Consider the following 13,461-nt stretch of genomic DNA (forward strand, 5'->3'; position numbering starts at 1 on the left):
GCGCCACCGGAATGGACAAACAAAAAAACCTGCTGACAAGAAGACGAGTGCTGAAGGGCTCTCTGGCAGGCTGGCTGACCGCCGGCATGGTGCCTTTTGCCATTGGCAAAGAGAAACCTCTGGTAAGAGTGCTTGGTACCCATGTGACCTTGCAGGAACCACTGAGACAGCAGGCGATGGAAGACCTGGGAGTCCGTCTGCAGTTCGCTCCCGGCGGCAGTGCAACGGTACTTCAGAAAGCCACCATGAATCCGCAGGGCTTTGATTTGTATGAGCAATGGTCAAACAGCATCAACGTGCTCTGGCGGGCCAATGCCATTCAACCCATCGATAAACGCCGTATTGGTAATTGGGACGAAATTAACGATCTGACAAAAACCGGCAAGGTCTCTCCCGAAGCGAAAATCGGTGCCGGTGATGCCCCCCACAAGATTATAAACGTTCAGGCCGACGGCTCGCTGGGAGAAAAGCACACGGATGAAATCAGCTTCCTCCCTTACGTGCACAATGTTGATTCCTTTGGCTATCTGGAAAACGCGTTACCGGCTGATATGAACAGTGCAGATGAGAGCTGGGGCTGGTTGCTGGATTCCAGATTCAGCGGAAAAGTGGGTATTGTGAATGATCCGACTATCGGGTTATTTGATTTAGCCCTCGCGGCAAAGGCGAAAGGCTTCATGGAGTTTGAAGACATCGGCGCCATGACGCGGGCAGAATTAGACAGCCTGTTCCTGTTACTGATTGAGCTTAAACAACTGCAGCATTTCAATGGCTTCTGGACCTCCGTACCGGAATCGGTGCAGTACATGCGTACGAAGCGGGTCACCATTGAAAGCATGTTCTCCCCTGCTGTGTCTGATTTGAATGGTCAGGATATTCCCGTCCGCTTTGCGTCTCCCCGTGAAGGTTACCGTGGCTGGCACGGCGTGATGTGCCTCTCTGCTGCCACCCAGGGCCGGGTAAAAGATGCTGCCTATGAATACATGAACTGGTGGTTGTCCGGCTGGCCCGGCGCGTTCATTGCCCGTCAGGGGTATTACATTTCAAACCCGCAACGTTCAAAGCCTTATTTAAGTGAAGCTGAATGGAACTACTGGTACAGAGGTTTACCAGCTTCAGAACCGCTCAGAGGGCCGGATGGAAAAGTGTCTGTCAATCGCGGACAGCAACGCTCCGGCGGCAGTTACGAAGATCGTTTCGGCCATGTCGCCGTTTGGAATACCGTTATGCCGACTTATGAATATAGTCTGCAGAAATGGTATGAATTCATTACTTCTTAGTGGTACGCATTCTTTATGTTTCATTCTATCCGTATTCAACTGCTCACTGTTCTGATCATCATGATCGGGCTGATTCTGGTGCAGGGTTTTCTCGGCCGTGCCAACGAGCAGGTATTAACCGAAGGCATGAACAATACCCGCCAGGCGGTGATCGATGTGGGCATCGTGGGTGAACTGGAAAGAGATGTGGTGGATCTTCAGCGCAACGTACTGATTTTCCGTGAAACCGCCAGCCCGTCTGCGGTAACCCGTTTTGAGCGCCTGATGATTTCCATCACTGACAAGCTGGAAGCCCTTGAGACCTCTTCCATCTCTTCAACCTATGAATACACAGAAGATGACATTCTGGAGCGCATGCGTACTCACCTGGTGTCTTATAAAGAGAACTTCCATGCGGTAGTGGATGACCGCCACCGCCGGGATCAACTCATCGACTCGGGCTCACTGGTTGTCGTCAGACAAATCGAGAGCTTGTTGCAAGAAGTGGCAGAAAAACGTGAGATGCCGGCGGCAAAAATTGACCAGCTAAAAATGCAGGTAACAGAAGCAGAGAATGCCGCATTGCGTTATCTGGTATCACCGGCGCAGCAAAATATAACCGAGTTTAATGCGTCACTGGCTCCGGTTTATTCCCTGCTGGAAAGTGAATCATCCGCTAACGAAGTAGCGATCCGTGAACATATTCAACGACTGGAAGAACGCTTTTTACGGCTGACCCAGATAACCCAAAGCAATATGTTTCTGGTTAATGTGGTCATGGCCGGCTCGGCCAACGAGTTTCTGTATCTCAGCCGTGAGCTTGCCGACCGGGTTAATGCCCGCACCAATCTGATTAACCGCAATGCGCAGAATGCCGCTATCGGGGCACGGCTCAACGGTGAAATATACTCTGTTATCGCTATCATTCTCGCCTTCGCCTTCGCTATTTTTACTGTGCGCCGGGTCCTCAGCCCTATCCGCTCCATTACTTCTGTGTTTAATCAGCTGGCAGACGGTAAGCAGGTAGATGTATTGCCCGATCTCGACCGTAAAGACGAAATCGGCAAACTGGCCAAAGCAGCCAGCGTATTTAAAGACAAAAATGAGCAGACCCGCTCTCTGCTGAAAAATGCCCAGCAACTGAACGTCCAGCAGGAAGCATTAAACAAAGAACTCGCCGAATCCAAGAAGAAAGCAGAACAGGCCACCGCCTCTAAGAGTATTTTCCTGGCTAACATGAGCCATGAGATCCGCACGCCGCTCAACGGCATCATCGGCCTGCTGGAACTGGCTCATCAACAACCCATGTCAGCCATGCTGAAGGACTATCTGGACAAAGCCTCTTACTCCAGCCAAATCCTTGTCAGTGTGATTAACGACATTCTTGATTTCTCGAAAATTGAAGCCGGCAAGCTGGAACTGGAAAACGTCAGCTTCTCACTGCACTCCATTCTGGATAATCTGCTGGCGGTGGTGAGTTTGCGGGCGCAGGAGAAGAATCTCAGCGTTCATCTGGAGGTCGATCCCAAACTGCCACCACGTATAGTGGGCGACCCTCTGCGGTTATCTCAAATTCTCATGAACATCTGTACCAACGCCGTGAAGTTCACCCAGCAGGGAGCGATTAATGTCACCATTAAAGGCATGGTGAACCAGCAGGGTGATAAAGTGGTTCTGCGCATAGAAGTCGAAGATACCGGTATTGGCATGACCCAGTCGCAGGTTGACCGCATCTTCCAGCCGTTTACGCAGGCTGACGGTTCGACCAACCGTAAATTCGGCGGCTCCGGACTGGGACTGACGATTGTGAAACAGCTTACCGAACTGATGGCCGGTAAACTGAAAGTCACATCAATGCCCAATCACGGTTCTACTTTCGTGATCACCTTACCCATGAAAATACAGTCCGGTCAGAAAGGTATTCTTGCTGATTTGCCCCAGTTGCCGCTGGGCAGCTGTTATTATTCCGACAAGCCGTTGCTGCCGGCAGCCTATATTGAATTGTTGAATCTTCGCTCTGCCCGTCAGCCCCTTGCCATGGTGAAAAATGACGTGGGCGTGCCGCCTGCCGTGCTGGTTGAAATTGCTACCTATGCAGAATTCAAATCCCTGCTACCGCAGTTATCGCTGATAGAGCGGCAAAGTATTCCTGTGGGCATTGTCATGGAAACCCAGACCGGGCAATTGCAGGAGAAAATTCTTAGTCAATGGAAAGGTCCGGTTCTGCTTCATCCGTTTACACCGGCACAGTACCGCCGGTTTGTGTTCCGCCTTGCCGGCATAGAAGATTTTGAACAGTCAACTGAGGTGCCGGATGAATCCACCATGCTGGAAGGTCACATTCTGCTGGTAGAAGACAACAATATAAACCAGGTGGTCACCGGAGAGATGTTGTCTTCACTTGGTCTCACCTTCGATATTGCCGAAGACGGTTTGCAGGCTGTAACTAAAATCAATAATGCGCCGGTATACGACCTGGTGCTTATGGACGTTCAGATGCCGGTAATGGACGGTTACGAAGCCACCCGCAAAATTCGCCAGAAAGGCTTAAGTGAACTGCCCATCATTGGCTTGTCGGCCAACGCCATGAAAGAAGATGCCCGGCAGGCGATGCGTCACGGCATGACGGATTATCTCACCAAGCCGCTAAAACGTGCAGCGCTGGCCTCCATGCTGAAACGTTTTTTACAGGCCGAGTCCGGCGGACAATCTGCACGCAATAACAGTCAGCATAAATAGCAATCAGCATTTTAGCAGGATCAAAAAAGGAGCGTTTCCGCTCCTTTTTTACTACTTTGGAAATGCGCTTATAACGCGCTGATTGTGGCGTGCTGTTCTTTCAGTTTTGCCAACGCCGTTTCAGCTTCTTCCAGCTTACTACGTTCTTTGGCAATTACCGCTTCCGGTGCACTGTTTACAAACTTCTCGTTTGCCAGCTTACCCTGAGCACGGGCAACGTCCTGCTCTGCTTTACCCATCGCCTTGGCGATACGGGCAAGCTCAGCGTCTTTATCAATCAGACCTGCCATTGGGATAAGAATTTCCATCTCTCCCACCAGCGCGGTGGCACTGGCCGGCGCCTGTTCACCCGCTTTTAACGTGGTAACAGATTCCAGCTTCGCCAGCTTATCGATGAACGGAGCGGCCAAATCAAGACGGGCCTGATCCTGCTCACTCACATTACGCAGAATAGCGTTTAGCGGCTTGTTAGGAGAAATGTCCATTTCACCACGGATATTACGGATACCGATGATGAAACGCTTCAGCCACTCGATATCGGCCAGTACCTTGTCGTTCTCACGTTCCGCTTTCACTTCAGGGAAAGACTGGATCATGATGCTGGTCTCGCCTTCTTTCACACCGGCGTCACTTAGCGGCGCGACACGCTGCCAGATGGTGTCGGTGATGAACGGCATGAGTGGGTGAAGCAGACGCAATAACTGCTCAAGTACGTTAATCAGCGTATGTCGGGTACCACGCTTCTCAGCATCGGTAGACGCCTCACTGTTCAGTACCGGCTTGGTCAGCTCCAGATACCAGTCACAGAACTGGTTCCAGGTAAACTCGTACACGGTTTGAGCAGCGATATCGAAGCGGTAATCAGCCAGCGCCGATTCAAACTCTTTCAGGGTTTTCTGGAATTGTGCCCAGATCCACTGATCCGCCAGACTCAGTACCAGTTCACCACCGTCACGACCGGTATCTTCGGTCTCGGTGTTCATCAGTACAAAGCGTGACGCGTTCCAGATCTTGTTACAGAAGTTACGGTAACCCTCAACGCGGCCCATATCGAAGTTGATATCACGGCTGGTTGACGCCATTGCGGCGAAGGTGAAGCGCAGCGCATCCGTACCGTAGGCATTGATGCCGTCAGGGAACTGTTTGCGGGTGTTCTTCTCAATCTTCTTCGCCAGCTGCGGCTGCATCATGCCAGAGGTACGCTTGGTTACCAGCGACTCCAGATCGATACCGTCAATCAGATCAATTGGGTCCAGCACGTTACCTTTCGACTTCGACATTTTGTCGCCGTTCTCATCACGGATAAGACCGGTAATGTAGATATCTTTGAACGGGATCTTGCCAGTGAATTTCTTCGTCATCATGATCATTCTGGCCACCCAGAAGAAAATGATGTCAAAACCGGTGACCAGCACTGACGATGGTACAAACGTATCCAGTTCCGGCGTTTCTTCCGGCCAGCCCATGGTCGCAAACGGCCACAGCGCAGAAGAGAACCAGGTATCCAGTACATCATTGTCCTGTTTCAGTTCAACGGCGTCTTCCAGCTTGTAGCGACTCCGCACTTCCGCTTCGTCACGGCCAACGAATACATTACCTTCATTGTCGTACCATGCCGGGATGCGGTGTCCCCACCACAGCTGACGGGAAATACACCAGTCCTGAATGTTGTTCATCCACTGGTAGTAAGTTTTATTCCAGTTCTCAGGGATAAAGCGGATTTCACCGCTTTCCACCGCTTCAACCGCAGGCTTTGCCAGCGATTCAACGGCAACGTACCACTGGTCAGTCAGATAGGGTTCAATAACTGCACCGGTACGGTCGCCGCGGGGCACTTTAAGTTTGTGATCAACCACTTTCACCAGCAGACCTTCGGCGTCCAGATCAGCAACAATTTGCTTACGGGCGTCAAAACGGTCAAGACCGCGATAAGCTTCAGGGGCCTCATCGTTAATCTTTGCGTCGTCGGTGAACAGGTTGATCATCGGCAGGCTATGACGCTTACCCATGTCGTAATCGTTGAAATCGTGTGCCGGGGTGATTTTCACGCAGCCGGTGCCGAATTCCGGATCCACATAATCATCGGCGATAATAGGGATCAGGCGACCGGTAATTGGCAGGCGTATTTCCTTGCCTATCATGGACTGATAACGCTCGTCATCAGGATGAACCGCAACAGCCGTATCGCCCAGCATGGTTTCAGGACGGGTAGTTGCCACGACCAGTTCACCGGAACCGTCAGCTAGCGGATAGCGCATGTGCCACATGTGGCCGGCTTCTTCTTCGTTCAGTACTTCAAGGTCAGAAACCGCTGTGTGCAGTACCGGATCCCAGTTAACCAGACGCTTACCGCGGTAAATCAAACCTTCTTCATGCAAGCGAACAAAAACTTCTGTTACCGCTTTGGACAAATTGTCGTCCATGGTGAACACTTCACGGTCCCAGTCGGTAGACGTGCCCAGACGGCGCATCTGCCTGGTGATAGTGCCACCGGACTCTTCTTTCCATTCCCAGATCTTGTCGATAAAGGCTTCACGGCCTAAATCGTGACGGGTCTTGCCTTCAGCATTCAGACGGCGCTCTACCACCATCTGGGTAGCGATACCCGCGTGGTCCGTACCCACCTGCCATAAAGTGTTGTCGCCCTTCATGCGGTGATAACGGGTTAACGCGTCCATGATAGTTTGCTGGAAGCCGTGGCCCATGTGCAAACTGCCTGTTACGTTTGGTGGCGGCAGTAAAATACAATACGGGTCACCGTGTCCGGATGGCTTGAAATAGCCTGCTGCTTCCCATTTTTCGTAGCATTGCTGCTCAATGGATTGCGGTTCGAAGGTTTTATCCATTACTTACTCTCAACTGTCAGCAGATTTAAACTGCAACTGGCAGCCAGCCTGCTGATATTGTTTATAGCGAACCCGTGCCGCCTGTTTGGCGTCATCCGCCACCGGCACGAAGTCATAAATCGTTTGATAAGAATGCGGGGAGCTTAACATTTCCCCGCTTAAATTGACGATGAGATTGCGGCGGGAAAGTTGATTTTCCTGCCAGCAGATTTCCACCGGCGTACCGGCGCCCGGCCCTTCCCCGCACAAATTGTGCGGCACAAAGCGGCCAGCCGGCAATTGCCAGAGCAGCTCATCCACTGCTTCAGCGGAAGATTTGTCTGCACACAATACAACGCACTTCTGTCGCTGAGAATATGCAGTGGCAATCAGATCGCAGGCGCGGGATTCACCCGCGTCCTTACCATCACTGAGTTGCCAGAAGGTTACCTGAGGCATTGCGCTCAGTCCTCTTGTTTAATGCCTGAGCGGTTCATCAGGAACTGCGACAACATCGGTACCGGACGACCGGTGGCACCTTTGTTCTTGCCGCTTCGCCACGCTGTACCGGCGATGTCCATGTGCGCCCAGTTGTATTTCTTGGTGAAGCGGGACAGGAAACACGCTGCAGTAATAGAACCGGCTGCGCGGCCACCTAAGTTGGTGAAATCGGCAAACGGGCTTTCCAGCTGATCCTGATACTCATCCCACACAGGTAAACGCCATGCACGGTCAGAACTCTGATCGCCGGCATTCATCAGTTCATGGGCCAGCGGATTATGTGTGCTCATCAGTCCGGTTGCATGGTTACCCAGTGCAACAATCACCGCGCCGGTTAAAGTTGCCACGTCGATAACCAGTTCAGGCTCAAAACGCTCAACGTAAGTTAATGCATCACATAACACCAGACGGCCTTCTGCATCGGTATTTAACACTTCAACAGTCTGGCCGGACATGGTGGTGAGAATATCACCCGGGCGATAGGATTTGCCGTCCGGCATGTTTTCACAGCCAGCCAGCACGCCGATAACATTAACCGGCAGGTTCAGTTCAGCAACGGTTTGCATGGTCCCCAGCACACCGGCGGCTCCGCCCATGTCGTACTTCATCTCATCCATGCCTTCGCCTGGCTTGATGGAAATGCCGCCTGAGTCGAAGGTAAGGCCTTTACCCACCAGCACGATAGGCGCCTGATCATCCGGACCGCCTTTGTGAGTAATGATACTCATCATGGATTCATTTTCAGAACCGCGACCTACAGCCAGGTAAGAATTCATGCCCAGCTCAGCCATCATGGCTTCATTTACCACTTCTGCACTGATGCTGTCGTAGTTTTCAGCCAGCGACTGTGCCTGTTCCCACAGGTAGGCAGGGTTACAAATGTTTGGCGGCATGTTCGCCACGTCTTTGGTAAGGCTGGCACCTTTAGAAATCGCCAGTCCATGCTCAATAGCACGCTCGCCCACGGTAAGTTCACGGCGTGTAGGTACGTTCAGAACAATTTTACGTAACGGACGACGGGGTTCGCCCTTTTTGGTTTTCAGTTGCAGGAAGGTGTACAGGGAATCCTGCGTCGCTTCTACCGCCTGGCGCACTTTCCAGTAGGTATCACGGCCTTTCACGTGCAGTTCAGTAAGGAAGCACACCGCCTCCATCGAGCCGGTTTCATTCAGGGTTTTAATGGTTTTCGCGATGATTTGCTTATACTGACGCTCGTCCAGTTCACGCTCTTTACCGCAACCGACCAGTAACACCCGCTCGCTTAATACATTGGGTACATGATGCAGAAGTAACATCTGACCGGCTTTCCCTTCCAGGTCGCCGCGACGTAGCAGATTACTGATGTAACCTTCACTGATTTCATCCAGCTGTTCAGCCACCGCAGTTAAGCGACGAGGCTCGAAGACACCAACCACGATACAGGCGCTGCGTTGTTTCTCCGGACTGCCACTTTTTACACTAAATTCCACGATAACACCTCGCTCTTTTTATCTTGTGATTTGCATGACGATAATTTCGCATAACGTTTTGCGCTGCTTTATGTTTTAATACGCAGCCATATAAGCGATAAGACTGTGTTTGACGCTTTCTGTCGTGTTTGCCGTACTGCTACAATAGTCTGTGACTTGTGTAACGAAAACGGAAAAATTTGCGTCGTTTTCATGCAATCGGGTTATTGATATACAGGCAAAACTTGTAAAAACAGTTAGTTTACTCAACATCGTGCGCTTTTTCACTATAAATCCAAATTTTCCAGAGGTGCCGGAATGCTGATATTCCGTTATCTGATAAAGGAAACGCTTAAGTCACAGATGGCCATCTTTTTTATCCTGATGGCCATTTTTGTCACTTTGCGTTTCGTGCGTGTACTCGGCGACGCATCAGACGGCGATATTCCCGCCGGGCTTGTGCTGGGTTTCCTTGGCCTGTACGCGCCCATACTCTCTTCTCTCGTTCTGCCCATCAGTGCTTATCTTGGCATTATGCTCGCTCATGGCCGGCTTTACGTCGACTCTGAAATGACCGTTATGCGGGCCTGCGGGATAAGCGAGTGGTACATCACCAGAGTGATGCTGTTGCTGTCTGTGTTCATAATGATTATTTGTGGTGTGATTACTCTTTATCTAGCCCCCAGTGCGGCAGAAAGTGAGTACCAGCTTCGCGAAAAAGCCAGAAGTGAAGCGGGCTTTTCAGCTATTATGCCAGGCCGGTTCCAGCAAACCGGTAACGAGAAAGCGGTTATTTTCGTGCACGACATCGACAGTCAGGACGATACCTTGAAACGGGTTTTCCTGTCTCAAACCCAGCAGGACGGTAACACCGACCGCGTGCGGGTGGTACAGGCGAAAACCGGACAAATTCAAAATAACCCGGACGGCACCCGTAACCTGGTATTGCGGGAAGGCGTGCAGTACGAAGGTACGCAAACGGAGAAGAAATACCGTAAGGTTGCCTTCGATGAATATCAAATTCAGATTGCCGATGAAAAGCAGGACGAGCCCCGCCGTAAAGTGAGTGTATTACCGACCATGGAACTGCTGAGCGACGACTCGATTGAAGCGCGGGCAGAGTTGCAATGGCGTATCGCCATTCCCCTTTCCATTCCGTTTCTGGTGTTGATTGCTGTGCCGTTAAGTTCGGTGGATCCCCGTCAGGGCCGGTTTGGCAAAATGTTTCCTGCGATCCTGCTGTATCTCGGTTACTTCCTGTTGCTGCTGGCCAGCCGCCGGGTGCTGGAAGATGGCAAAATCCCTATCCAGTTAGGTTTGTGGTGGGTGCACGGCATCATGCTGATAATCGGTATCACACTGATAGTCAGGGACCGGCGGACCGGCACTGAACTGCGCGCACGTATACTGGGGAGAAAATAGATGTTTCGTATTCTCGACCTGTATATTGCCCGCACCCTGCTTGGCACCATTACCGTAACCTTATCCGTGCTGATTGGTTTGTCTGCCCTCATTAAGTTTGTTGAGCAGTTAAGAAAACTGGGTGAAGGCAATTACGATATCGTGGTTGCCGGGCTGTATGTATTGCTCAGCCTGCCCCGGGATCTCGAACAGTTCTTTCCCATGGCGACCCTCCTTGGCGGTCTCATCGGCATGGGATTACTGGCCAGTAACAGTGAACTGGTGGTTATGCAGGCCTCCGGCCTGAGCCGCTGGAACATCATTAATTCAGCTATGAAATCGGCGCTGGTCATGATCCTGTTTGTCATGGCGGTCGGTGAATGGGTAACGCCATACAGCGAATCGAAAGCGAAGGAAATCCGCACCGAGGCCATTTCCGGGGGCAGCCTGTTCTCCTCAGATGCCCTGACATGGGCTAAAGACGGTGAGCATTTTGTCAGTATCGGCCAGGTGGTTACCCGCGAGTCGTTGCGGGATATCAGCATTTTCGATTTCAACAGCGACCTGACGCTGAACACCCTGACCTGGGCCAAAGAAGGCAATTACGATGGTGAAGTATGGTGGCTCGATGATGTGTCGGTTACCCGCTTTACCGACAAGCACATTGATATTACTGACCATGCCCGTCAGCAATGGAACTCTACACTGACGCCGGATAAGTTAGGCATCGTAGCAATTAAGCCCGAAGCACTGTCTATTCAGGGGCTGTATGATTATGTGCAGTACAGAAAAGGCAACGGACAGGACAGCACCCGCTACGAGCTGGCATTCTGGCGTAAAGTGTTCCAGCCGGTATCCATTGCAGTCATGCTGTTAATGGCCCTGTCGTTTATTTTTGGTCCGCTTCGCAGCGTCACCATGGGTGCCAGAGTGATCATGGGTGTGCTTACCGGTTTTGGCTTCTTCATCACCAATGAAGTGTTCGGCCCGTTAAGTCTGGTGTATTCATTACCCCCCGTTGTCGCCGCCCTGCTGCCCAGCCTGCTGTTTGCCGGCGTGGCCACCTTATTGCTGCGACGCTGATAAAAAAGCTTTCAGACTGCCGTCACGACCACATTACTACCAGCTTTTGTGGTCGTTGGCTTCTTTAGACAAGTGAACCACTTCAGTTTTAGCGACCCGGTCCTGTAGTGACTGCTTGTTTTTAAAATCCACCAGCACCAGCAAGGTACCCAGTCCGCCCAGTGACGTGATCAGGCGTAAAATCAACCTGCCCCAGGTAACCGGCTCATCAACCGTACTGAAAATACGTAAGCGCCATGCCCGCATACCAATAGTCTGACCGCCCTTCTTCCAGAACCACAGAAAGAAGCCCGTGATCCAAAGCCCTACCCATACCTGGATGAGTGTTTTATAAAGCAGAGATTGCTGAATCAAATCAGCGGGCTCTGCAAAGCCCTGCAAACTCAGCACATCGTTTTTCAGTAGCACAACCAGCGTGACTATCATCACCATGGCTGCACACATGCCTACCGCAACAGCTACCAGTGTGTCGTACACCATCGCCAGCAAACGGCGGAAGAATCCGGCACGGTTGGGTACCGTGCTTTCTTGCAATGTACCAGCCGGCTCAGTAACCGGCGCTTTCTTTTTTTGTTTTCCCACAAGCTCTTCACTTCGTTACGCAACGCACAGCTTTAATAGTAAAGCTCCGGCACAGCACTACAGGTTAAATTTGTTTAAAACAGCCACGCCAGAATAACCCGGAGTAAACAGGAGACAAACACTTCGGGTATGGAAATCGACAGATGTACGACCTGAATCAAGTACCTCGACAACGATTGCACATTCTTTAGCCAGACTGCCACACAAACCCTGATTTTCAGGAAAAAGTGCTTGTCTCTGCAACGCGTATCGCTATAATGCATCCCTCATCGACACCATGTCGAATGCCAGTGTGATGGAATTGGTAGACATAGGGGATTCAAAATCCCCCGCCTTCGGGTGTGGCGGTTCGAGTCCGCCCACTGGTACCATTCTCTTCCTTAGCGGAAGAAACAATAAACCGACTTTTTAGTCGGTTTTTTGTTTCTGATATTAAGCAGTTGTCCCCACACCCTTTTGATAAAAGTTCTTTTATTAAAAAACACTATCCGAATGTGGAGTAACTAAATGCAAAGTTTGATGCGAATCAGAGTTTTTCAATCTCTGCAAGCATCTGGCTGAACTCTGCCAGTTCAACTTCAAGATACTCACCACCATCACGCCATTCAACGCCGACCAGGACATTGTCTTCGGCCAGGTCTTCCAGCCAGAACTCCAGCCAGTCAGAAACGGAAATGGATTTAGGAATGTAATCTTCCCACTCATCGGTGCAATGTTCACGAGCCATTTCTGCGTCAGACCAGACAGGCATCACATCAGTGTTTTCGAAGTTAACCGAGTCGACAATCACCCACCCCTCTGTGGTTTTATCCTGTAGCGCCCATAACTCTTGGGTACTTTTAACTTTTGTCATGAAGTCGGCTGAATTTGAAGAAGTATTTGTCATAGAAAACGTTGGTTAGAGGATTAGACTCAATATGATAATTGGTGAACACGTGACTAGCCAGTGAATAACTCATGTTGTTCCGGCAATACGGGCCCCTTTATGTTCTTTTGGGTTGTGTGATAGCGGTTTAGATTTCTGTCTGAATGACGGGGTAAGTACTTTTAATTTCTGCGACGATCTTCCGCTCCTTAAGCTGCGTAGAAATGTCAGGGAAATTCAGGAGTACAGGGGAATGTTTACGATCTACGCTTATTCCTTAGCAGGGTTGCTGGTAATTGCAGCGACTGTTTTCGTGCAAAACATCGTGGCAGCCGTCGCCCACAGGAAGCAATCAAGTTATATTCCGGGCAAAGTGAGCGATGAGTTAAGTCACGATAGCTTTGTGTTCCGAAGCCATCGCACGTTTCACAACTCATTAGAGAATATTCATCAGTTTACTTTGCCGGCACTGATTTGTATTTTTCTCGGCGCGCCCACCACAATACTCGCCGTACTGATTTGGTTGTATGCTGCGGTGCGCATTATTCACATGTCGCTCTACTACGCAATAGCCACTGAGAAAAATCCCAGCCCCAGAAGCTACTTTTATATGACAGGCGTGCTACTCACTGTTGGCGTGTATGGTCTTGGCCTTTATGCGCTGTTCACGCCCTGAGTTTGGCTTACCGGCTTTTCCGAATGATGCAATCAGGCCGGTTTCCCCACCGGCCCGGGAATTGATGCACTTCAGGCCATGA

At 50.9% G+C, this 13,461-nt stretch carries 10 protein-coding genes and 1 tRNA gene; 6 read left to right on the forward strand and 5 right to left on the reverse strand.

From position 1 onward, the window contains the following. Positions 1-11 precede the first annotated feature (11 nt). Both AC4PME_RS00700 and AC4PME_RS00705 read left to right on the forward strand, forming a co-directional pair. On the forward strand, positions 12-1,280 hold the full coding sequence (locus tag AC4PME_RS00700; protein ID WP_491044530.1) for an ABC transporter substrate-binding protein: 1,269 nt from the start codon (positions 12-14) through the stop codon (positions 1,278-1,280). A gap of 15 nt (positions 1,281-1,295) precedes the next feature. Next, positions 1,296-3,998 (forward strand): ATP-binding protein, encoded by a 2,703-nt coding sequence (locus AC4PME_RS00705; protein WP_491044529.1) that lies wholly within the window; start codon positions 1,296-1,298, stop codon positions 3,996-3,998. Between the two features lie 68 nt (positions 3,999-4,066). On the opposite strand, the gene AC4PME_RS00710 is transcribed toward AC4PME_RS00705, so the two are convergent. Genes AC4PME_RS00710 through pepA form a run of 3 tightly spaced genes read right to left on the reverse strand, consistent with a single transcriptional unit; the run spans position 4,067 to position 8,793 of the window. Next, positions 4,067-6,844: a valine--tRNA ligase gene (locus AC4PME_RS00710; protein WP_119502318.1), complete on the reverse strand. Its 2,778-nt coding sequence runs from the start codon at positions 6,842-6,844 to the stop codon at positions 4,067-4,069. Positions 6,845-6,853: 9 nt separating this feature from the next. Further along, positions 6,854-7,282 (reverse strand): DNA polymerase III subunit chi, encoded by a 429-nt coding sequence (locus AC4PME_RS00715; protein WP_119502319.1) that lies wholly within the window; start codon positions 7,280-7,282, stop codon positions 6,854-6,856. A gap of 5 nt (positions 7,283-7,287) precedes the next feature. Then, on the reverse strand, positions 7,288-8,793 hold the full coding sequence (gene pepA, locus AC4PME_RS00720) for a leucyl aminopeptidase (protein ID WP_119502320.1): 1,506 nt from the start codon (positions 8,791-8,793) through the stop codon (positions 7,288-7,290). A 297-nt stretch (positions 8,794-9,090) separates the two neighbouring features. Here pepA and lptF point away from each other — a divergent pair, with 297 nt between their 5' ends. Both lptF and lptG read left to right on the forward strand, forming a co-directional pair. Further along, a complete protein-coding gene (gene lptF, locus AC4PME_RS00725) occupies positions 9,091-10,194 on the forward strand; it encodes an LPS export ABC transporter permease LptF (protein ID WP_119502321.1) in 1,104 nt (367 codons plus the stop codon). Continuing rightward, complete coding sequence (lptG, locus tag AC4PME_RS00730) at positions 10,195-11,256, forward strand: LPS export ABC transporter permease LptG (RefSeq protein WP_474843187.1); 1,062 nt, start codon at positions 10,195-10,197, stop codon at positions 11,254-11,256. It abuts the gene before it with no gap. A 36-nt stretch (positions 11,257-11,292) separates the two neighbouring features. Here the strand turns inward: lptG and AC4PME_RS00735 are convergent, their stop codons facing one another. Next, a complete protein-coding gene (locus AC4PME_RS00735) occupies positions 11,293-11,736 on the reverse strand; it encodes an RDD family protein (protein ID WP_232373567.1) in 444 nt (147 codons plus the stop codon). Positions 11,737-12,124: 388 nt separating this feature from the next. Between AC4PME_RS00735 and AC4PME_RS00740 the strand changes: the two genes are divergently transcribed. Then, positions 12,125-12,209, forward strand: a tRNA-Leu gene (locus AC4PME_RS00740). 155 nt (positions 12,210-12,364) lie between these two features. Here AC4PME_RS00740 and AC4PME_RS00745 read toward each other — a convergent pair. Further along, a complete protein-coding gene (locus tag AC4PME_RS00745; RefSeq protein WP_119502339.1) occupies positions 12,365-12,724 on the reverse strand; it encodes a DUF2750 domain-containing protein in 360 nt (119 codons plus the stop codon). 232 nt (positions 12,725-12,956) lie between these two features. On the opposite strand from AC4PME_RS00745, the gene AC4PME_RS00750 reads away from it, so the two are divergent. After that, positions 12,957-13,379 carry an MAPEG family protein gene (locus AC4PME_RS00750; protein ID WP_119502340.1) on the forward strand — a complete coding sequence of 141 codons (423 nt, stop codon included), beginning with the start codon at positions 12,957-12,959 and terminating at the stop codon, positions 13,377-13,379. The last annotated feature ends 82 nt before the right edge of the window (positions 13,380-13,461 follow it).

The sequence above is a fragment of the Alteromonas sp. genome, from assembly GCF_984505615.1.

Coding starts and splice junctions, on each gene's coding strand:
- AC4PME_RS00700 (WP_491044530.1), top strand. CDS start 12: ATGGACAAACAAAAAAACCTGCTGACAAGAAGACGAGTGCTGAAGGGC.
- AC4PME_RS00705 (WP_491044529.1), top strand. CDS start 1,296: ATGTTTCATTCTATCCGTATTCAACTGCTCACTGTTCTGATCATCATG.
- AC4PME_RS00710 (WP_119502318.1), bottom strand. CDS start 6,844: ATGGATAAAACCTTCGAACCGCAATCCATTGAGCAGCAATGCTACGAA.
- AC4PME_RS00715 (WP_119502319.1), bottom strand. CDS start 7,282: ATGCCTCAGGTAACCTTCTGGCAACTCAGTGATGGTAAGGACGCGGGT.
- lptF (WP_119502321.1), top strand. CDS start 9,091: ATGCTGATATTCCGTTATCTGATAAAGGAAACGCTTAAGTCACAGATG.
- lptG (WP_474843187.1), top strand. CDS start 10,195: ATGTTTCGTATTCTCGACCTGTATATTGCCCGCACCCTGCTTGGCACC.
- AC4PME_RS00735 (WP_232373567.1), bottom strand. CDS start 11,736: ATGGTGTACGACACACTGGTAGCTGTTGCGGTAGGCATGTGTGCAGCC.
- AC4PME_RS00745 (WP_119502339.1), bottom strand. CDS start 12,724: ATGACAAATACTTCTTCAAATTCAGCCGACTTCATGACAAAAGTTAAA.
- AC4PME_RS00750 (WP_119502340.1), top strand. CDS start 12,957: ATGTTTACGATCTACGCTTATTCCTTAGCAGGGTTGCTGGTAATTGCA.